This is a genomic window from Methylosinus sp. sav-2 (assembly GCF_004366495.1).
Taxonomy (GTDB): Bacteria; Pseudomonadota; Alphaproteobacteria; order Rhizobiales; family Beijerinckiaceae; genus Methylosinus.
The window spans coordinates 1,040,903-1,060,306 of the sequence record NZ_SOEJ01000001.1; the positions used below are offsets into that span (position 1 = coordinate 1,040,903).

At 65.2% G+C, this 19,404-nt stretch carries 17 protein-coding genes; 7 read left to right on the forward strand and 10 right to left on the reverse strand.

All coding sequences use genetic code 11. From position 1 onward, the window contains the following. Positions 1–14: 14 nt before the first annotated feature. Positions 15–938 carry a quinoprotein relay system zinc metallohydrolase 2 gene (locus EDE12_RS04845; RefSeq protein ID WP_024881262.1) on the reverse strand — a complete coding sequence of 308 codons (924 nt, stop codon included), beginning with the start codon at positions 936–938 and terminating at the stop codon, positions 15–17. On the opposite strand from EDE12_RS04845, the gene EDE12_RS21745 reads away from it, so the two are divergent. The 5 genes from EDE12_RS21745 to EDE12_RS04865 all read left to right on the forward strand — a co-directional run bounded on the left by EDE12_RS21745 (position 831) and on the right by EDE12_RS04865 (position 5,208). Next, positions 831–1,229, forward strand: coding sequence for a hypothetical protein (locus EDE12_RS21745; protein WP_166671813.1), 399 nt, complete (start codon positions 831–833; stop codon positions 1,227–1,229). The two genes, EDE12_RS04845 and EDE12_RS21745, sit on opposite strands and share 108 nt — an antisense overlap. A 21-nt stretch (positions 1,230–1,250) precedes the next feature. After that, positions 1,251–3,083, forward strand: coding sequence for a lanthanide-dependent methanol dehydrogenase XoxF5 (xoxF5, locus tag EDE12_RS04850; protein ID WP_024881261.1), 1,833 nt, complete (start codon positions 1,251–1,253; stop codon positions 3,081–3,083). 135 nt (positions 3,084–3,218) lie between these two features. Beyond that, the gene (locus EDE12_RS04855) at positions 3,219–3,698 is read left to right on the forward strand and encodes a c-type cytochrome, methanol metabolism-related (RefSeq protein ID WP_024881260.1); all 480 of its coding nucleotides are present in this window, start codon (positions 3,219–3,221) and stop codon (positions 3,696–3,698) included. 62 nt (positions 3,699–3,760) lie between these two features. Next, positions 3,761–4,657 (forward strand): substrate-binding domain-containing protein, encoded by an 897-nt coding sequence (locus EDE12_RS04860; RefSeq protein WP_026599506.1) that lies wholly within the window; start codon positions 3,761–3,763, stop codon positions 4,655–4,657. Beyond that, complete coding sequence (locus EDE12_RS04865) at positions 4,654–5,208, forward strand: PQQ-dependent catabolism-associated CXXCW motif protein (protein ID WP_026599505.1); 555 nt, start codon at positions 4,654–4,656, stop codon at positions 5,206–5,208. Before EDE12_RS04860 ends, EDE12_RS04865 begins: the two co-directional genes overlap by 4 nt. An 8-nt stretch (positions 5,209–5,216) precedes the next feature. Here the strand turns inward: EDE12_RS04865 and EDE12_RS04870 are convergent, their stop codons facing one another. From EDE12_RS04870 to nikR, 8 genes are all read right to left on the reverse strand, one after another. Further along, positions 5,217–5,588 (reverse strand): DUF983 domain-containing protein, encoded by a 372-nt coding sequence (locus tag EDE12_RS04870; protein ID WP_026599504.1) that lies wholly within the window; start codon positions 5,586–5,588, stop codon positions 5,217–5,219. Positions 5,589–5,592: 4 nt separating this feature from the next. Next, positions 5,593–6,114 (reverse strand): Uma2 family endonuclease, encoded by a 522-nt coding sequence (locus EDE12_RS04875; protein ID WP_245275814.1) that lies wholly within the window; start codon positions 6,112–6,114, stop codon positions 5,593–5,595. Between the two features lie 135 nt (positions 6,115–6,249). Then, positions 6,250–8,109, reverse strand: a complete 1,860-nt coding sequence (locus EDE12_RS04880) for an N-6 DNA methylase (RefSeq protein WP_026599502.1) — start codon at positions 8,107–8,109, stop codon at positions 6,250–6,252. Between the two features lie 76 nt (positions 8,110–8,185). Next, a complete protein-coding gene (gene rpoD, locus EDE12_RS04885) occupies positions 8,186–10,195 on the reverse strand; it encodes an RNA polymerase sigma factor RpoD (protein WP_024881254.1) in 2,010 nt (669 codons plus the stop codon). Between the two features lie 240 nt (positions 10,196–10,435). After that, positions 10,436–12,349 (reverse strand): DNA primase, encoded by a 1,914-nt coding sequence (gene dnaG, locus EDE12_RS04890; RefSeq protein WP_026599501.1) that lies wholly within the window; start codon positions 12,347–12,349, stop codon positions 10,436–10,438. 360 nt (positions 12,350–12,709) lie between these two features. Continuing rightward, on the reverse strand, positions 12,710–13,909 hold the full coding sequence (locus EDE12_RS04895; RefSeq protein WP_026599499.1) for a DUF2235 domain-containing protein: 1,200 nt from the start codon (positions 13,907–13,909) through the stop codon (positions 12,710–12,712). 156 nt (positions 13,910–14,065) lie between these two features. Next, positions 14,066–16,306, reverse strand: coding sequence for a TonB-dependent receptor (locus EDE12_RS04900; protein ID WP_348630676.1), 2,241 nt, complete (start codon positions 16,304–16,306; stop codon positions 14,066–14,068). Between the two features lie 137 nt (positions 16,307–16,443). Further along, the gene (gene nikR, locus EDE12_RS04905; protein WP_024881250.1) at positions 16,444–16,902 is read right to left on the reverse strand and encodes a nickel-responsive transcriptional regulator NikR; all 459 of its coding nucleotides are present in this window, start codon (positions 16,900–16,902) and stop codon (positions 16,444–16,446) included. 188 nt (positions 16,903–17,090) lie between these two features. Here nikR and EDE12_RS04910 point away from each other — a divergent pair, with 188 nt between their 5' ends. After that, positions 17,091–18,209, forward strand: a complete 1,119-nt coding sequence (locus EDE12_RS04910; protein WP_036291215.1) for a HupE/UreJ family protein — start codon at positions 17,091–17,093, stop codon at positions 18,207–18,209. Positions 18,210–18,271: 62 nt separating this feature from the next. Here the strand turns inward: EDE12_RS04910 and EDE12_RS04915 are convergent, their stop codons facing one another. Continuing rightward, positions 18,272–18,454: a hypothetical protein gene (locus EDE12_RS04915; RefSeq protein ID WP_024881248.1), complete on the reverse strand. Its 183-nt coding sequence runs from the start codon at positions 18,452–18,454 to the stop codon at positions 18,272–18,274. Between the two features lie 132 nt (positions 18,455–18,586). On the opposite strand from EDE12_RS04915, the gene EDE12_RS04920 reads away from it, so the two are divergent. Continuing rightward, complete coding sequence (locus EDE12_RS04920) at positions 18,587–19,300, forward strand: RNA pseudouridine synthase (RefSeq protein ID WP_036291212.1); 714 nt, start codon at positions 18,587–18,589, stop codon at positions 19,298–19,300. Positions 19,301–19,404 lie beyond the last annotated feature (104 nt).

Sequence of the window (19,404 nt, forward strand, 5' to 3'; positions counted from 1 at the left end):
TGGGCGCGGCCGGCTCAAGGGGCCTCCCATTCCAGCTCGGCGAAGCCGGCCGTGGCGTTGCGCGTGTGATAATCCTCGAACAGCAGCCAATTGGGCTTTTCGCCGCGGCCGGCTGTCGTCACCGCGCGCGCGAGCGTCTCCCCTCTGGCGATATCGGCGCGCAAATCGCGGGTGAGATGGTCGAGATAGGCTTTTTGCGCCTCCAGCGCCTGCGGCCAGGGAGCGACCGCCGGCCCATGGCCCGGCACGACGCGGACCGCCTCGATCTTCCGCAATTCCTCGATGACGGACAGAAAGCCCAAAAGGCTGCCGTCGATGATCGGGACATGCTGCAGGAACAAGAGATCGCCGGTAAAGAGCGTGCCGCTCTGCGGATCGAGCACGGTGAGATCGGAATCGCTGTGAGCGGTGCGCCAGGCCTTCAGCGCGATCTTGCGGCCGCCGAGATCGAGAATCGTCTCGCGTTCGACGGTGAGGGTCGGCGGAACCAGAATCACATCGTCGAGCAGGGCGCCCATCGTCTCGCGGAAAGAAGAGAGATAGTGCGGGCCGCGCGTCGCCATGGCGCGCGGGAGATTCTTGTGCCCGACGAAGACGGCTCCCGTGTCTCGAAAGGCAATATTCCCGAAAATATGATCCGGATGGACGTGAGTGTCGATGACATAACGGATCGGCTTGGTCGTGCGCTGCTGCAATGCAGCGAGGAAAGCCTCGCCCTCCGCGCGGCTGCCGCCCGTGTCGATGACCGCGACCGCCTCCGCGCCGACGATGGCGCCGAGATTGGCGATGCCGCCGAGGTTATCGCGAGACATCAAGGCGGTCACGCCCTGATGGACGAAGACTCCCGGCGCGATCTCGGTCAGCTCGAAGCTTTTCGCGCCGTTCGCGACGAGGCAGAGAAACGCAATCGCGAGCCCTCGAATAGTGCGTTGCAGCATCGGTTTTTCAGCCTCGTTTTTCGCCCGTTTCACGCGCGAAATCAGGAAAGTCGGGAACAGGATTTGGGGATTGCGCTTCAATTCCGTGCGACATATTATCCCGCCGTTTCCGACCTAAAAGAGGCTTTCCGGCCGGGAACCGGAAAGCGTCTCGACGGAGATACGGGCGGGGCTGCGGGCGCGGCGTTTCCGCCCGATCGCCGTGGCAAAAACGAGGAAACGGCTTCCCAAAGCCTTAGGGCGTCGGAAAGGCGCGATGTCGGCGGCGTGGCCGGGCCTTTTGCACGGTGATGTCGTCAGGAGGAAAAGCTCATGCATAAGCTGTTGTTGTCGACTTCGGTGGGGATCCTCGCGCTGTTCGGGGCCGGCGTGGCGAGCGCCGACGAGCTGCTCGATCTCCAGAAGAACCCGAAGCAGTGGGCGTTGCCGACGGGCGACTACGCCAATCTGCGTTACTCGAAGCTGAAGCAGATCACCACCGAGAACGTCGGCAAGCTGGCTCCCGCTTGGAGCTTCTCGACCGGCGTGCTGCGCGGCCACGAAGGCGCGCCGCTCGTTATCGGCGACGTGATGTATCTGCATACGCCGTTCCCCAACATCGTCTACGCCCTCGATCTCAACAACGAAGGCAAGATCCTCTGGAAGTATGAGCCCAAGCAGGATCCGAGCGTCGTTCCGGTCATGTGCTGCGACACCGTGAATCGCGGTCTCGCCTATGGCGACGGCAAGATCTTCCTGGCCCAGGCCGACACCACCCTCGTCGCTCTCGACGCCAAGACCGGCAAGCTCGTCTGGTCGGTGAAGAACGGCGATCCGTCCAAGGGCGCCACCTCGACCGCCGCTCCGCACGTCTTCAAGGACAAGGTCCTCGTCGGCATCGCCGGCGGCGAGTTCGGCGTGCGCGGCAGCATCACCGCCTATGACGTCAAGGATGGCAAGCTCGCTTGGCGCGGCTATTCGGAAGGCCCGGACTCCGAGGTTCTGCTCGACCCCGAGAAGACCACCTTCCTCGGCAAGCCGGTCGGCAAGGATTCGTCTCTGAAGACCTGGGAAGGCGATCAGTGGCAGATCGGCGGCGGCACCACCTGGGGCTGGTATTCCTATGACCCCGAGCTGAACCTGATCTACTACGGCTCGGGCAACCCCTCGACCTGGAACCCCGCGCAGCGTCCCGGCGACAATCGCTGGTCCATGACCCTGTGGGCGCGCGACCTCAACACCGGCGTCGCCAAGTGGGTCTATCAGATGACTCCCCACGACGAGTGGGACTATGACGGCATCAACGAGGTGATCCTCGCCGATCAGACGATCGGCGGCGTGGCTCGCAAGACCGCCGTCCACTTCGATCGTAACGGCTTCGGCTACACGCTCGATCGCGTCACCGGCGAGCTGCTCGTCGCCGAGAAGTATGATCCGGCCGTCAACTGGGCGACCAAGGTCGATCAGGACAAGAACTCGCCGACCTATGGCCGTCCGCTCGTCGTCTCGAAATATTCGACGCAGCAGAACGGCGAGGACGTCAACACCAAGGGCGTCTGCCCGGCGGCTCTCGGCTCCAAGGACATGCAGCCGGCGTCCTTCGATCCGGACACGGGCCTGTTCTACGTGCCGACCAACCACGTCTGCATGGACTATGAGCCCTTCCGCGTCAGCTACACCGCGGGTCAGCCCTATGTCGGCGCGACGCTGGAGATGTTCCCGCCGCCCGGCGACAGCCACATGGGCAATTTCATCGCTTGGGACGCCCGCGTCGGCAAGATCGTCTGGTCCAATAAGGAGCAGTTCTCGGTCTGGTCCGGCACGGTCACGACCTCCGGCGGTCTCGCCTTCTACGGCACGCTCGAGGGCTATCTGAAGGCCGTCGATGTCAAGACCGGCAAGGAGCTCTACAAGTACAAGACTCCGTCGGGCATCATCGGCAATGTGATGACCTATGAGCACAAGGGCAAGCAGTATGTCGCGGTTCTGTCCGGCGTCGGCGGCTGGGCCGGCATCGGCCTCGCGGCCGGCCTGTCCAAGAGCAACGAAGGCCTCGGCGCGGTCGGCGGCTATAAGGCGCTGTCCGACTACACCGCTCTCGGCGGCGTGCTGACCGTCTTCTCTCTGCCCGACTACGCTCTGCCGATCGTCGCTCCGGCGAACTGATACGGCCAATAAAAAGATCAGCGCTCGGCGAACGCTCCTGGCGCGCGCCGAGCGCCTTGTTTGTGTGGATGGAAACTGCTGGAGGATGGCGTGATGAGACTGCCGCTCGTCGGGGCACTTGCCCTGAGCGTCTTCATGGGTGTTGGAACGACCGTGCGCGCCGAAGCGCCGGGAGACCCGACCGCGGTCAAGGAAGTGGACGGCAAGTGGTTCGACGCGCAGAGCAAGCCGACCTATAAGGTGCAGGCCGACGGCACGGTCGATTGGTACACTTTCTCCGGCTATCGCCGCTATCACGCCGAATGCCACGTCTGCCACGGCCCCAACGCCGAGGGCTCGACCTATGCGCCGGCGCTGAAGAATTCGGTCAAGAACTTCAATTACGAGGAGTTCTACGGCATCGTCGTCGGCGGCCGCGAGAACAAGCAGGCGGGCAATGACAGCGTCATGCCGGCTTTCGCCGACAATAAGAACGCCATGTGCTATATCGACGACCTCTACATCTATCTCCGCGCCCGTTCGACCGAGGCGGTCGGCCGCGGCCGTCCGGAGAAGAAGGCAGAGAAGCCGCCGGCTTTCGCCGAGGCCGAAGCGAAGTGCATGAGCGCCAAATAGTGATCGAGCGTCAGTCGAGGCTTCGCGCGCCGGCTGGCGGCGGAACCGGCCGAGGGCTCGTCATGTCGCGTCGTCTCACATTTTCCCTGGTCGCCGTCGCGGGCTTGCTCGCGACGGCCCCGGCACAGTCTCAATCGCCCGGTCTCGTGGCGCGTCCTCAAGGGGGCGTCGATGACGCGCGCGGCTCGATCGAGCTGATCGACCCCAAGATTCTGCGCGTCTGCGCCGATCCGAGCAATCTTCCCTTTTCCAACAGCGCCGGAGAGGGGTTCGAGAACAAGCTCGCGGAGTTTCTGGCCAAGAAGCTCGGCAAGGATATCGCCTATTCCTATTATCCGGGCGCGACCGGCTTCATCCGCAACACGCTCAATGCGCATTTGTGCGATGTGGTGATGGGAATGCCGCAGGGCGACGATCTCGTTCAGCCCACCAATCCCTATTATCGGACCTCCTATGCGGTGGTCTATCGCGCCGGCTCCGATCTCGAGGGGCTGACGTCGCTCGCCGATCCGCGCCTCGCCCAGAATAAGCGCATCGGCCTCGTCGCCAACACGCCACCCGGCAATCTCCTGGCCCGCTATCGGCTGCTCGCGGCGGTGAAGCCCTATCCGCTCGTCGTCGATACGCGTGTCGACGCGCCGGGCGCCGATATGATCCATGATCTCGAGAGTGGCGCGATCGACGTCGCTATTCTCTGGGGGCCATTCGCCGGCTATCATGCGAAAAAATCCGGCGGCCGGCTGAAGCTGGCCCTGCTCAGCGGGGACAAGGGCGCGCGCATGAGCTTTCGCATCGCCATGGGGGTTCGCCATTCCGATCAGGAGTGGAAGCGCGAGCTCAATCGGCTCATCGCCCAGAATCAGAGCGAGATCGACCGATTGCTCGTCGATTTCGGCGTGCCGCTGATCGACGAATCCGACGCGCCGATCGCGCCCGCGCCCATCGCGTCCACGCCATGAGGCGCTGGCTCGGCGTCGCGCTCGGCCTCGTTGCTCTCGTCGCGGCGCCCGCCGCCGCCGAGACCGTTCCCGAGCCGGAGGGCTATCGGCTCTCCGATTTTCGCGCCGCCGTGCCCGCCACTCTGCGCGGCGCCCGCGTGATCGACACGCAGCAGGCCTTCGCCCTATGGCGCGACAAGGCCGCTGTCTTCATCGATGTCCTGCCGCGCCCGCCGAGGCCCGCGGGCCTGCCGCCCGAGGCCGTCTGGCGCGACAAGCCGCGTTTCGACATTCCGGGCAGCGTCTGGCTTCCCGAGACCGGCTATGGCGAACTGCCGGAGGCCTCGCTCCGCTATTTCGAAAGCGGCCTCGCGCGCGTGACCGTGGAAGAAAAGAGCCGCCCGCTGGTCTTCTACTGCCTCGCCGATTGCTGGATGTCGTGGAACGCCGCCAAGCGCGCGCTCGCGCTCGGCTATTCCAACGTGTCCTGGTTCTCGCAGGGCACGGATGGCTGGGCCGCCGCCGGCCATCCGCTGGAGCCGCGCGAGCCTGAGCCCCGCGGCGAGCGCTGAGCCGCGCGTCAGTCCGTCTTCTTCGACAGCGACCAAACCGCCGCGATGAAGAATCCCTTGCAGAGAGGCAGCAGCAGCAGGGTGGAGACGATAGTCGCGGACAGCACCAGCGCCGCCTCGGCGCCATAGGACAGAGTTGCGCGCGTCTCCAGAAAGATCAGCAGCGGAACGATGATATGAGCGACGACGCCGATGGTGAGCCAGGCCGGGCCATCGTCGGCGTCGACGCCGATGAAGCTCTCCGCGCAATGCGGGCAGGCGTCCGCGCGCTTCAGATAGCCGTCGAAGAGCGCGCCATTCCCACAGCGCGGGCATTTGCGCAGAAAGCCGCGCAGCAGCGCGGTCGTCGTCGATGGCCGGGCAATTGTCGTCGGCGTCATGGGATTACTGCTTCTCCGCGCCGGGCGTCACGCCGAGCTCGGCGAGGCTGAAGGAGAACTCGGGCGCGAGCGTGGGCTCGAGGCGCGCTGCGCTGGCGAACTCGACGATCTCGGCATAGCCCGCCGCGCCCAGCCGGCGATGAATGAAGGTCACGGCCCGCACAGCGTCGACGACCCAGACCTCGCGCACGCCGAAAGCGGCATAGACGCCGATCTTGCGGCCCTTGTCATAGGCGAGGCTCGAATCGGCGATCTCGATCGCCAGCAGCACCGCCGGCCCATCGAGGGCGGAGAGGGGCAGATCGCGCGGAAAGACGCAGAAATCCGGCTCGACGAAAGTGCGTGCGTCTAGGCGCAGCGTGGTCTCCTGGGCGACTTCCAAATGCTGCGGAGCCGCGCGCTGCAAAAACCGATTAACCGCGATCTTCACCCATTCGTGTCGGGCGCCCTTCGGCGACATTGGCACGACCTCCCCGCCGATCAGCTCGAACCGCTCGTCTTCATCGATAATTCCGGCGCGGAGCATTTCCTCGATTTCCGCCACGCTCCAGCAACGCCGGGGGAGTCCCTCGGCGGCCTGAGTCTCGAGCGGAAGGCCGATCGGGCGCAGATGCGGGTTCATGCAGCGCAATATAGCGCAATCCGGGCGGGATTTCGCGTGTCAATATTGGCCGGCGAGCGTGGCTTCGAGAAGCGTGGCCTCCTCGGTCGAAAGATCGAAGAGATCATAGACGATCGCGTCGATCTCCCTTTCCCGGCTCTCGATCTCGGCGGAGAGGCGCGCTGCCTCGTCGGGGTCGCCCGTCTCGCTGCGCCGGCGGGCGGCCTCGCCATTGGCGCTCGCCAGGGCTGCGAGCCGTTCCGCGGCCTGCGGATCGAGATCGGGCAGCGGCAGCGGCTCCAAATATTGCGTCTTCAGCCGCAGCCGCCATTTGCCGCCGCGCAGCGGATTGGACACGGAATGCAGCACGAACCAGCAGAGGCGCGAATTGAGAAAGGCGAGCAGCGCGAGATCGGCGCAGGGCAGGCAGAAGCAGGTGGCGTCGATGAGGCCGCCGCTGTCGTCGAGCGCGAATTTCGGCCCTTGGGAAATATCCGGAAAGACGATCTTCGGCGCCGCGAAGCCGGCGCGATAGGCGAGCTGCGCCTGTTGCAGCTCGAACCATTTTTGTCGCGTGGCGCGGCCCTCGAGCCGTGAGCGCAGCGGCGCGAGCCACACCTCCACGGCGGGATATTCCGCAATGTCGAAAGCGCCTTTCGGCGCATCGACGAGCCAGTCCTCGCTCGCCGCGCGCCAGCGGCCGATGCTTCCACCGCGAGCATAGGGCTTCAAAATCTCGGCGCTGCGCGGATCGGCGGCGACGAGCGCGTCGCGTGCCGCCCGATCGAGCACGAAAGCGTCGTTGAGCCCCGTCTTGATCCCCCAGAGCGGCGATCCATAGACCTCGCGCAGCGTCTTGCGGCCCCGCGCGATCTTGTCGCGCAGACGCGCCAGCGCCTCCTCCTCGAAGCGCCAGGAGGCGGCGCCGAGCCGCGCCTGCGGCATGCGCCGCGCGCGCTCGGCAAAATCCGTTTCGAGGTCCTTCGGCGCGCGATCCTTCAACAGCAGAAAGGACACATCGTCGCGCTCGGCGCTCTTCCTCAGCGTCACGATCGCCGGATAGGTGACGACATCGTCGAAGACGCGCAGATCGCCGAAATCGACGACGCTTTCGATCGTCGCATTTTCGGCGAGGAAGCGGCGCAAGCTCTCGCCGGCGCCGGTGCGAAAGAAGCTCGACGAGGAGATGAAGCCCAGCCGTCCGCCGTCTTTCAGCAATCGCACGCCTTTTTCGAAGAAATAGGCGTAGAGATCAGCGCGCTCCGCGGCGACGGCGTAATGTTTCGCAAGATAGGGCTTCGCCGCTTTCAGATATTCCATCCGCACATAGGGCGGATTGCCGAGGACGATATCGAAGCCGCCTTCGCGCACCGCAATATCGTCGATGAGGCTATCGCCGGCGCGCAAATTGTCGTGCGGACCGTTTGGATCGAGAGCGAGCCTGAAGGCTAGCGGTCCGGTCGCCGCCTCGGACCGCGAGCCTTCGGGCTCGCTCGTCGCGGCGATCTGCGGGCATCGGCTCCAAAGCGCGCGGCGCGCAGCTTCCACCGCGCGCGCATCTATGTCGACGCCGAAGAGATTATTGGCGATCGTCTCGCGCGCCGCATCGAGCGCGATCATCGCGCCGAGCGCAGTCTCCTCATAGTGTCGCTCCATTTCGTCGAAGGCGGCGTCGAGAAGCGCGCCATCGCCGCAGGCGGGATCGATGATCTTGAAGGATCGCAGAGCGTCGAGCCATGCGCGCCAGAAGGCGGGCGTCTCGCATCCGCCATGCTGCGCGACGAGAGCGGCGCGCCGCTCGTCGAGCGATAGCGCGATGGTGCGGGCGACGAGAAAACGGGCGATTGGAGCGGGCGTGTAGACGACGCCGCGGCGCTTGCGCTCGGCTCGGCGCGAGGCGTTGGAGGCGCGTTCATCCAAGGTGGAAGGCTTCGGCTCGATACGAACAATTGGCGACTTGAAACAAAATGGCCGGCGCGAGGCCGGCCATTCGATATCAATTGTCCAAGAAGCTCCGCAGCTTCCGCGAGCGGCTCGGATGCTTCAGCTTCCTCAGCGCCTTCGCCTCGATCTGGCGGATGCGCTCGCGCGTCACCGAGAATTGCTGGCCGACTTCCTCGAGTGTATGGTCGGTGTTCATGCCGATGCCGAAGCGCATGCGCAGCACGCGCTCCTCACGCGGGGTGAGGGAGGCCAGAACGCGCGTCGTCGTCTCGCGGAGGTTGGACTGAATCGCCGCCTCGATCGGGAGAATGGCGTTCTTGTCCTCGATGAAATCGCCGAGATGCGAATCCTCCTCGTCGCCGATCGGCGTCTCCAGGCTGATCGGCTCCTTGGCGATCTTCAGCACCTTGCGCACTTTTTCCAGTGGCATGGCGAGCTTCTCGGACAATTCCTCCGGCGTCGGCTCGCGGCCGATCTCGTGCAGCATCTGGCGCGAGGTGCGCACGATCTTGTTGATCGTCTCGATCATATGCACCGGAATGCGGATCGTACGCGCCTGATCCGCGATGGAGCGGGTGATCGCCTGACGAATCCACCAGGTGGCGTAGGTCGAGAATTTATAGCCGCGGCGATATTCGAACTTATCGACCGCCTTCATCAGGCCGATATTGCCTTCCTGGATGAGGTCCAGGAACTGCAGGCCGCGATTGGTGTATTTCTTGGCGATGGAGATCACGAGGCGCAGATTGGCCTCGACCATCTCCTTCTTCGCCTGCCGGGCCTCGCGCTCGCCCTTTTGAACCATATGGACGATCTTGCGGAACTCGGCGATCTCGAGGCCGGTCTCGGTGGCCAGCGCGTGAATCTCGCCGCGCAGCTCCTTGATCCGGTCTTTCTCGTTGGCGACGAATTCCTTCCAGCCGCGCGAGCCGAGCTTGGAGACGCGCATGATCCATTTCGGATCGAGCTCCGAGCCCTGGAACTTGTCGATGAAGTCCTCGCGCTGCACGCCCTGCGCATCGGCGAGGCGCAGCAGCTTGGTCTCATAGCCGATGAGACGCTTGTTGATGTCGTAGAGCTGCTCGACCAGCGCCTCGATACGGTTCTGGTTCAAGGAGAGAGACTTCACATCCGTGACGATCTCTTTCTTGAGCTGCTTGTATTTGCGGTCCTGAGCCGGGGTCAGCGTCTCATTCTTGAGCTTGTTCTCGACATTCTGATCCTGCAGCCGGCGCAGCTTCTTATAGGCGTCGGCGACGCGGGCGAAAGTCTCCAGCACCTTCGGCTTCAGCTCGGTCTCCATGGCGGAGAGCGAGACGGAATTCTCGAGGTCGTCCTCTTCCTCGAAAGCCTCCTCCGGCGGCGCGCCGGCTTCGCCCAGCGCGGCTGGCGGCGAGCGCGGCGCGGTGGCGGGCGCGAGATCTGACGGCGTGACTGGAGGCTTGCCGGCGTTCTTGCCCTCGGGGCCGGCGTAGGTGGCCTCGAGATCGATGATGTCGCGCAGCAGAACCTTGCCGGCCTCCAGCTCCTCGCGCCAGATGATGATGGCCTGGAAGGTCAGCGGGCTCTCGCAGAGACCGGCGATCATCGCCTCGCGGCCGGCCTCGATGCGCTTGGCGATGGCGATCTCGCCCTCGCGCGACAGCAGCTCCACCGAGCCCATCTCGCGCAGATACATGCGGACGGGATCGTCGGTGCGGTCGGCGGGCTCGGAGGTGCGCGTCGCGACGGCGGTGGCGCGGGTGGATTCGACGACCTCGCCGCCCTCGGCCTCCTCCTCCTCCTGCTGCTCCTCGCCCTCTGCGTCGTCGGGATCTTCGCCCTCGGAGACGGTGATTCCCATCTCCTGCAGCATGGCGTAAACGTCCTCGATCTGGTCGGAGGACACTTCCTCAGACGGCAGAACGGCGTTCAGCTCGGTATAAGTGACGAAGCCGCGCTTCTTGGCGAGCTTGATCATCCGCTTGACGGCGGCGTCGTTGAGGTCGAGCAGAGGACCGTCGGCGGTTTCCACCGCCACTGCGCCCTCGTTTTCGACTTTCTCGTCGTCTTTTTTCGCCATTCTTCGCTCCAAGCCCCACCCCACGCCGCCTTCCCGAGCCGAAGGCTGCGCCATGCCGGGATCGTTCACTTTTCCGCTCGCCGCATTTTAACGAAAAACCACAGCGTCGACCGCATGACAAGACGGCGGACCCCGCAGAGGACCCTACCGATTCGCCCGAGCCCACAGTCGTAGCCAGGGCTTAACTTTCGCCTAACCAAATCGGTAGAGCTTTTGCTCGTCGTCCGATCGGCTTGCCGGTCAAAGGCTTCTCAGCGAACGGCCCGATTGGGAACCGAACCCGTCGAGAGCGGCTTCGGTTCCATCGAGCGCGTTCAATTGCGCCTGAATATCGCTTAAGCGCGCGGAATCTTGGTCGTTGGGCGCGATCGCCAACCTCGCCTCGATTTTCCGAAGTTCTTTATCTAATGCGCGCACGCGATGTTGCAAGACGAGAGCTTGGCGCAGGCTTTCGGCGGCGTCGGCCGGGGCCGCCTCGGCGCGCACGCTCCATAGCGTCGCATGGGCGCCCATTCCAGCCAATTTCTCGCAAAATGCTTCTAGCCCGGCGGCGGCGGCGGCGCGAGCGAATTCTTCGCGCCCGCCGGCCCCGTCGGCGAGGCTGCGCACCAGCACGGCGCGCAGCCTCTCGCCCTCCGCCGAGGCGAAGTCCAGCGCCGTCACCGCCTCGAGATGGGCGGCGAGCAGCTCTGGGTGATTCAAGAGAATCAGCAAAATGAGCGCCTCGCGCGGCGCGATGGCCGGCTTCGTGCCGCGATAGAGCGGAGAATTGGCGAGGGCCGCGCCAATGGTCAACGGGCCGCGCATGGGCTCCGCGTCGCGGCGGAAGCGCTGCGGCGGGCCGGAGCGGCGGCCCTCCGGCCGGCGTTGAAATTGGCCGCGCGTGCGGCCGAACAGCGAATCGCAGCGGTCGGAAAATTCTTTCTGATAATGTCGGCGCAAAGTCTCGTCGGCGATGGCGCGGCCGAGCTCGGCGAGGCGGCGCTCGAGCGCGGCGCGCCGCTCGGGCGTGTCGAGCGGGACGCCCTCCGTCTCCCGCGCCCATATCAGATCGACCAGAGGCCGCGCCGCCGCCACGGCCGCAGCCAAGGCGGACGGGCCGGCGGAGCGCAAGAGCTCGTCCGGATCCTGCCCGTCCGGCAGCAGCACGAAACGCAGGCTGCGGCCGGGGCCGATCAGCGGCAGAGCCGTGTCGATCGCCCGAAAGGCGGCGTTGCGGCCGGCCTTGTCGCCGTCGAAGCAGAGAATGGGCTCCTCGGCGTGGTTCCACAGCAGGCCGCATTGCTCGGCCGTCAGCGCCGTCCCCAGCGGCGCCACCGTCTGCGGAAAGCCGGCCGCGGTCATGGCGATGACGTCGACATAGCCCTCTACGGCGATGATGTTTCCCGCCTCATGCGCCGCTTTGCGGGCGTTGTGGAGATTGTAGAGCGTCGCGCCCTTGTGGAAGAGCGGCGTCTCCGGTGAGTTGAGATATTTGGCCTTGGCGTCCTTCTCCATCGCCCGCCCGCCGAAGGCGATGACGCGGCCGGAGCGGTCTGCGATCGGAAACATGATCCGATTGCGGAAACGGTCATAGGGGACGGCGATGTCCTCGCCATGGACGAGCAGGCCGGCCTCGATCATCGTCTCGACGCCGGCGCCCTTGCCGGCGAGATGGTCGCGCAGCGCATAGCGCTCGCTCGGCCCGAAGCCTAGCCGAAATTGCGCCTGCTCCTTCTCGCCGAGCTCGCGGCGGGCGAGATAGGCGCGCGCCTCGGCGCCGGCGGGGCCGCGCAGCTGCTTCTCGAAGAATTGCGCCGCCCATTCCAGCACCTCGGTCAGCGAGCCGCGCCGCTGCTCGGCCTCCTGCGCCTCTTTCGTCTCCACCGGCATGGGCAGGCCGGCCATGCCGGCGAGCCGCTCGACCGCATCGGGAAAGGTGAGGCCCTCCGTCTCCATCAGAAAGGTGAAGCCGTCCCCATGCTTGCCGGAGGAGAAGTCGTGAAAGAAGCCCTTCTTGTCGTTGACGTAGAAAGAGGGCGTCTTCTCCGCCTGGAAGGGCGAAAGCCCGCGCCATTCGGGCCCCGCCTTCTTGAGCTTGACCTTCTTCGACACCACTGCCGAGACCGGCACGCGGGCGCGAATTTCATCGAGGAAGGAGGGAGGGTATCGCATTGTGTCTTTTATGGCCTTCGTCGATCGAGCGAAGCTGCTCGCGCCCCCTCCCCAGCCCTCCCCCGCTTCGCGGGAGAGGGGGCAGATTCGGCGCTTCATCCATGTCTCGCGAATCGGCGCCGCCTCCCTCTCCCGCGAAGCGGGGGAGGGTGAGGGAGGGGGCCTTTCGATCGTCGGATCGAATGACGCAGGCCACTAATAGCATTGTCGGCGCATTCGGCGCGCGCCGAATGGGCTTTTTGCCCGCTAACCACACGGGGGCTACGGCGCGTTCGACACGGAATACGATCGTATATACGAATTGCTTCGACCAGCGCTAGGCGAGGGCAAATCGATCATCCCGTCGAAGAGGGGCGCCTCTCACGCAGGCTCGCGCACTTTCTCCTTCTCCGGCGCTGTTTCCGTCGCGCCGGCGCGAGCGGGCAGCTGCTTGGGCCGATAGGCGGGGTCGATCTCCGCTTTTTCGCGCACCGGGCCGAAATCCTCACCGGAGTCGATAGGGCGGATGTAGTCGCCGCTCCAGGTCACATATTTGGCGAGGCGCTGATCGTCGAGCGGATAGACGGAGGGCAGGCCGAGCGTCGCCGGCAGCTTCACGAGCAGCACGGTCGCCAGTCGATAGAGGAATGTCTGGCTGTTCTGAATCTTCTCGGCCGGATCGGGTCCGAAGGGCCGGGTGAAGGAGAGCTTCACATTGGCGAAGTTCAAAAGCTTCAGGCCATTATCGGCGGCGCGCTCAGCCATCCACACCAGCGCATAGTCGGAGAGGCCGTGCTCCTCATAGCCGCCGCCGACATTGGAGTGCACGCCCGGAAACCAGCGCTCGGTGTAGAAGGGAAAGCCGCGCTCGGCGATGTTTCTCGCATTGCGCTCGCGATGATAGTCGGTGAGCGCGATCGGCGTCGGCCGGAAGGGCCAGCGACGCTCGTCCGCCGCCAGCGCGTGATAGGCGGAATCGACGCTCGTGCTCAGCGTCACATCGTGAAAGCTCGTGTGGAAGAATTTGTCGATGAGCCGGCCGAGAATTTCGCCATAGGGTGCGCCGAGCGCGCCGACCGTGTCCCACACGCCGAGGAATTTGACCTTGGCGGGATAGGGATGGCAATTCTCGTCGCGGAATGTCTGCGCGGAGGCGCCGCCCGGGCGCCACTCCTCGGCCCTGTCCTTGTAATGGTCATAGGCGATGGAGACGAGCGGCAGATTCCAGCGTTGCAGCACGCCGAGATTGTGAATGAGGCCGGCGATGCTGCGCGCCGTATAGGCGCCGCGGCTGAAGCCGAAGAGATAGATGTCGTCGCCCGGTTCGTAATTGCTGACGATGAAGGCGTAGGCGTCCTTGATATTGTCGGAGATGCCGAAGCCGAATGCGCCGCCGACGACCTTCTCGTCTTTGCGTGTGCCGACTCCGGCGATGTAATGGGTGAGCTGCGGATTGCCGTCGGCGTCGAGAAAATCAGTGGCCTGCAGCATTCGCACGACATTGGTGCCGCGCTTGGTCGGCTCGTTCCACGTGCCGTCGCAAAAGATCACGAGCTTCTTTTTGGGCTTGGTCGCGGTCATAATCGTCTCTTTCGCAAAGAGCTCGGCGCGTCGAAAAAATCACGCGCCGTAGAAAGGATCGCTGCGGCGCGCAAATGGCCGCCCAGCGAAACGCTCAGCCTAGCCGAGCTTTCCGCGGGGCGCCAGATCGGTGCGCGAAACTGATGCGACCAGAACTCAGAAGGGCAGCGGGCCGGTGATCGACACGCGCACGGCCGGCGGTTCCATCGGCTTGAAATGACGGCCCATCACGCCGACCGAGCAGACATTGCCCGGCGCGACGCCCGCCTTGCACAGGCCATAGAGCGGATCGGAGGGGATCAGCGATCCGTAGCCATAGGTGATCATGTCGGAGCGCGAATTGGTGACGTTGAACGCGTCGGCCTGAATGCTCCAGCCATTGTCGAAGCGATAGCCGGCGCGCAGATTGAGCGTTCCGGTCGCCGGCGATTTGAAGGCGCCGTCCTCGGTCAGCGGGCGCTCGCCGAGATAGCGATAGCGCAGCGCCGCGAAGGGGCCGGTCGTCTCGCCCACCTCGATCTGGCCCATGGCGACGATGTTGGGCGAATCGGGAATGTAATTGCCGGGCGCGTTGCCGACATAGGTTCCATATTGGAATGAGCCGGGCTGCAGAAGATCGATCCAGGTGAGCGCCTGCTGCTGGTCGACGCCGCGGAAACGCGCATGCGACAGGGAAACGCTGCCCTCCATCCGCAGCCAGGAGGTGGGCGTGTAGTGATTGATGATCTCCACGCCATAGCGCCGGCTCGGCCGGCCGAAGGCCGTGCTGCCGGAATCGCCCTCGAACTGATTCTCCGAATCATTGTTCAGCCACCAGAAGGCGACCGAGGATTCGAGCCCGTCGAGCAGGCGCGTGGTCCGCACGCCGATCTCGGCGCCGCGCTGCTTCACCAGCAGGGGAATGGTCGCCACGTTGGAGCCGTCGGCCGGGCTCAGCCGGGTCACGGTTCCGCGCACGTCGGTCGAATGCAGCCCCTCGCCGAAATTGAGGAACAGCTCGGTCTGCTCGAAGGGGCCGATGACGACGCCGACCTTCGGGCTGCCCATCGTCGCCGATTTGGAGCCGCTGTTCCATGGGCCGGTCCAGATCGGATCGCCATTCCCGTCCTTGGGCGCGGAGAGCGGGTCTTGGAGGCTGCCGACGCTGGCGGCGAAATAGTCGAAGCGCACGCCGCCGGTGGCGCGCAGCCAGGGCGAGAAGCGAACAGTGGTGTCGGTCCAAAGGCTAACGCTGCCTTCCGCCACATGGCTGTTGGTGATCGTGTCATAGGGCTGGCGCCGCCAGCTGTCCTGGAGGCCGAGACGAATATTGTCGTAGCGGCTCTCGAGGCCGATGCGCGACTCGATCGGCAGGCCGGCGAGCTCGTATTTATAGGCGTGCTGCGCTTTGACGCCGAGCACGGTGCGCCGGTCGAATTGGCGGAACTGGTCGCCGACGTCGGGATGCGAGAGGAAATAGGTGAAATTATTGTAGAGATCGAGCGTCGAGCGTATCGCGTAGGCTTCCACGCGCGAGGAATGCGCGCCCTCCGTCTGGCTCCAGCGCGCCGAGAGGCTGAAGCGCGAAGCGTCGCCGCCGTCGGTGCTGTCGATATTGCCCCACAGCGGAAGGACGCCGCCATAGACGGCGCGCGACGGGATCTGGTCGGTGGAGAACCAGCGGTTGGCGTAGGCCATGGCCGTGATCGAGAGGCCGTCCTCCTGCGTGCCGCGCGACCAGCGCAGCACCGAATTGATCTTGCGCATCTCGTCCGGCCGCGTCCATGGGCCGTTGTATATGCTCGACTCGATGGCGGTGAGCAGATTGCCGCCATTCACCTCGAAGCTCTTGGCGCCGAGCAGGCGGCCATAGGCGAAGCTGCCACCCGTCGCCCGGAAGAAGCCGTGGTCGAGCTTGTCGATATATTGCATATCGACCGCGCCGGCCGAGGAGAAGTCGCCCTTGTCGGCGTAATAGGGGCCTTTGCGGCCGACGACGGAGGAGAGCAGCTCCGGGATCAGGAAATTGGCGTCCGCATAGCCCTGGCCGTGGCCATGCGTGCGCATGTTGATCGGCATGCCGTCCAGCGTCAGCGAGAAATCAGTGCCGTGGTCGAGCTGGAAGCCGCGCAGAAAATACTGGTTCGCCTTGCCTTCGCCGCTGTGCTGCGTGACCGAGAGGCCGGGGACGATCTCGAGCGCCTCGCCCGGACGTGCAAAGGGCACGGCGTTGACCTGCTGGCCGCTGAAGATGGTCTCGCTGGCCGCCTCGATCCTCACCTTCGCCTTTTGCGCGTCTTCCGAGCGCGCGGCGGCCGCCGCCGGCGTCGCGGCCGCGATCGGCGCGCCGACGTCTATGTCCGGCAGAGCCTCCTGAGCGAGGGCGGCGCCGCCGAAAAGCGCAGCCGTCAGGGCCAATGCTGAGATTTCGCCAATGCGCCGGCCGGTCATCGCTGCTCCCCCGTATGATTTTTTACTAATCTGATCATACGAGAGGGGGCGGGTCAACGACCGCCTACGGATTTACCCGCAGCGTTGCATTTCCGTCACAGGGCTCAGGCGTGGCTATGGCCGTGGTGAGGCTTTTGCGTGGAGGCGCTCTCCGGCGAATGCGCCTCGCCGGGCGCGACGACGAGCTGGCCGTAGCGCACGCCGCGCTCGCCGATCACATGTCGGGCAAAATGCTCCACCTCGGATTTGCGGCCGCGCAGCAGCGAGACCTCGAGGCAGGTCTCGGCGTCGACATGCACATGCAGGGCGGCGATGGAGAGATCGGCGTGGCTGTGATGGTCGTGCATCAGCCGCTTCGACAATTGCCGCGTCTCGTGATCGTAGAGATAGACGAGCGCGCCGATGCAAGGGCGGTCGCTGTCATCGACCTTGGGCTGCTTCATGAGGCCGGCGCGCACGAGATCGCGCACCGCCTCCGAGCGATTCTGATGCCCGCCGGCCTCCATATACTGGTCGAGAGCGGCCATGAGATCGTCGTCGATGGTCATGGTGACACGCTGCATATCGGACGCTCCCCTCGCGGCGGTCCCGGATTCCAATGAAAAGCTCCGGCCGCATGTCGTTGTTTTTACCCGTCCGGGCGCGGCCCCGCAATCGCGCGCGGGCCGAGCGGCGCGCGGTCTTGTCCATTTTCGCGGCGTCGGGCATTGTCGCGGCCCCGCCCGTCAGGCTTGCCCGGAGTCCTTCGAAAATGAGCTGGTCGTTGAAATGCTTGCCGCTCGTCGTCGCCGCATTGCTCGCATCGATCGCGCCGGCCTTCGCCCATACGGCGGATATTTCCACCGTCAAGATCACGCCCGAGAAGGATCATTCCTATCGGGTAGACGTCGGCTTTCTGGCGACCGATCTCGAGCGCATCTTCTCGCAGACCATGGCGGAGCGCTCCGGCGTCGAGCTATCGCAGCCCGGTGTGCTGGAGGCCGAGATCGGCAAGCTGATTCAGCGCCGGGTCTCCATGCATGACGCCGATGGCCACGCCTGTTCCGGCCGCGTGGACTATTCCGGAGAGGACCCCACCAATGCGGACAGCGCATTGGTGACGCTGACGTTCGACTGCGCCAGCGTTTCCGGCCAGATTTTCTACGACGCGAAAGAGCTTCTGGCGGCCGCGGGCTCCAAGGCCAAGCATCTCGTCACGCTGACCGGCCCCAACGCCGGCGAGACCATGCTCTATCCCACCGATGCGCCGCTCGATCTTTCGAAGCCGCTGGAGACGGTGTGGCAGCTGATGTGGAAATTCGTGCAGGCCGGCGTCGAGCATATTCTCACCGGCTACGACCACATTTCCTTCCTCATCGCCATTCTTCTCTGGGCGACGCGCGTTTGGCCGGTAGTGAAGATCGTCACCGCCTTCACCGTCTCGCATTCGGTCACTCTGTCGCTGGCGGCGCTCGATATCGTCACGCTGCCCTCGCAATGGGTGGAGGCGGCGATCGCCGCCTCGATCATCTATGTCGCGGTCGAGAATTTCTTCTCGCGCCGCGTCGATGGACGCTGGCGCGACACGTTTCTCTTCGGCTTCGTCCATGGCTTCGGCTTCGCCAGCGGGCTGAAGGAGCTGGGCGTGCCGGCGGATGCGGTTCTACCCGCGCTCGCCTCCTTCAACATAGGCGTCGAGCTCGGACAGGTGGCGATCGTGCTGGTCTTCGTGCCGGCGCTGCTCTTCATCGACAAGCAGACCGGCGGCAAGCGCAGCCCGCAGCTCGTCTATGCGCTCTCGGCGGTGATCGCGCTGCTCGGCGCCTATTGGCTGCTGGAGCGCGTCGGCGCGCTGGACTTCGTGCTCGCCCATTTTGGCCATTCGGTCTGAGCGGCGGGAGCGCGGCGGCTTCGCGCAGCCGCGCTCCGTCGAATGGGCGTCGCTCGGCCGGGTCACTTGGTGACGATGAAGGACCCGAGAATGCCGCCGAGCAGCGCGCCGATGATCACGGTCCCGATCGCGGCGGGAAAGCCGACGACGCCAGCGCCCATCACAGCGCCGAGCACGGCCCCGACCCCCGCGAAAATATAGGCGTTCCGCGACATCAGACGGTCGACTTGGTCTTCTTCGGCCATGGTACTCTCCGTTGTTCTCTCTTGCTGGCCCTCGGACGAAGGGCTGGCTCCGCATGTCTCTAGCTAGCGCGCGCCGTACGGCGGCAAGGGCGGGCCGCGGAAGCCTCACGCGAAATCGCCGATTCGATTAGGATGACGCCCATGACACCGGATGATCTCGTCTCGCGCCTCCTCTATCGGGACGGGCTGATGCTCGTCGTCGACAAGCCCGCCGGCCTGCCTGTGCATCGCGGCCCCAAGGGCGGCGAGAATCTGGAGGATCATTTCGACGCGCTGCGCTTCGGCTTGCCGCGCGCGCCGGCGCTCGCGCATCGGCTCGATCGCGACACCTCGGGCTGCCTCGTGCTCGGCCGCCACCGCAAGGCGCTGGAGCGGCTCGGCAAGCTGTTTCACGACGGGCGCATCAAAAAGACCTATTGGGCGATCGTCGAAGGCGCGCCTTCGGAGGAGGAGGGCCATATCGACATGGCGCTCGGCCGGCTCGATTCGACGCGCGGCTGGTGGATGCGGCCCGATCCGCTGGGCCAGCCGGCGCAGACGGATTGGCGCGTGCTCGGCCGCGCCCGCGACGCGCAGGGCAATGATCTCGCCTTCCTCGAGCTGAGGCCGCAGACCGGCCGCACGCATCAGCTGCGCGTTCATTGCCAGGCCATGGGCTGGCCCATGCTCGGCGATCCCGTCTATGGCCATGGCAAGCGCGAAGGCGCGCCGCCGCTGCATCTTCACGCGCGCGAGATCGACATTCCGATGCGCGAGAACAAGGAGCGCATCGTCGTGCGCGCCCCGGCGCCCGCGCATATGCGCGAGGCGCTGGCGCTCTGCGGATGGAGCGCGGAGGCGGAATGATATTTCTCCCTCTCCCCGCGCGAGCGGGGAGAGGGCCTGGGTGAGGGGCTCGGGGCGTTTTCCGTTTGTGGCTCATGCCCTGGCCCTCATCCTCACCTTCTCCC

What these genes read in the sequence shown, in the direction of transcription:
- EDE12_RS21745 (WP_166671813.1), top strand. Translation starts at nt 831, where the DNA reads ATGGACGAAGACTCCCGGCGCGATCTCGGTCAGCTCGAAGCTTTTCGC.
- EDE12_RS04845 (WP_024881262.1), bottom strand. Translation starts at nt 938, where the DNA reads ATGCTGCAACGCACTATTCGAGGGCTCGCGATTGCGTTTCTCTGCCTC.
- xoxF5 (WP_024881261.1), top strand. Translation starts at nt 1,251, where the DNA reads ATGCATAAGCTGTTGTTGTCGACTTCGGTGGGGATCCTCGCGCTGTTC.
- EDE12_RS04855 (WP_024881260.1), top strand. Translation starts at nt 3,219, where the DNA reads ATGGGTGTTGGAACGACCGTGCGCGCCGAAGCGCCGGGAGACCCGACC.
- EDE12_RS04860 (WP_026599506.1), top strand. Translation starts at nt 3,761, where the DNA reads ATGTCGCGTCGTCTCACATTTTCCCTGGTCGCCGTCGCGGGCTTGCTC.
- EDE12_RS04865 (WP_026599505.1), top strand. Translation starts at nt 4,654, where the DNA reads ATGAGGCGCTGGCTCGGCGTCGCGCTCGGCCTCGTTGCTCTCGTCGCG.
- EDE12_RS04870 (WP_026599504.1), bottom strand. Translation starts at nt 5,588, where the DNA reads ATGACGCCGACGACAATTGCCCGGCCATCGACGACGACCGCGCTGCTG.
- EDE12_RS04875 (WP_245275814.1), bottom strand. Translation starts at nt 6,114, where the DNA reads ATGCTCCGCGCCGGAATTATCGATGAAGACGAGCGGTTCGAGCTGATC.
- rpoD (WP_024881254.1), bottom strand. Translation starts at nt 10,195, where the DNA reads ATGGCGAAAAAAGACGACGAGAAAGTCGAAAACGAGGGCGCAGTGGCG.
- dnaG (WP_026599501.1), bottom strand. Translation starts at nt 12,349, where the DNA reads ATGCGATACCCTCCCTCCTTCCTCGATGAAATTCGCGCCCGCGTGCCG.
- EDE12_RS04895 (WP_026599499.1), bottom strand. Translation starts at nt 13,909, where the DNA reads ATGACCGCGACCAAGCCCAAAAAGAAGCTCGTGATCTTTTGCGACGGC.
- nikR (WP_024881250.1), bottom strand. Translation starts at nt 16,902, where the DNA reads ATGCAGCGTGTCACCATGACCATCGACGACGATCTCATGGCCGCTCTC.
- EDE12_RS04910 (WP_036291215.1), top strand. Translation starts at nt 17,091, where the DNA reads ATGAGCTGGTCGTTGAAATGCTTGCCGCTCGTCGTCGCCGCATTGCTC.
- EDE12_RS04915 (WP_024881248.1), bottom strand. Translation starts at nt 18,454, where the DNA reads ATGGCCGAAGAAGACCAAGTCGACCGTCTGATGTCGCGGAACGCCTAT.
- EDE12_RS04920 (WP_036291212.1), top strand. Translation starts at nt 18,587, where the DNA reads ATGACGCCCATGACACCGGATGATCTCGTCTCGCGCCTCCTCTATCGG.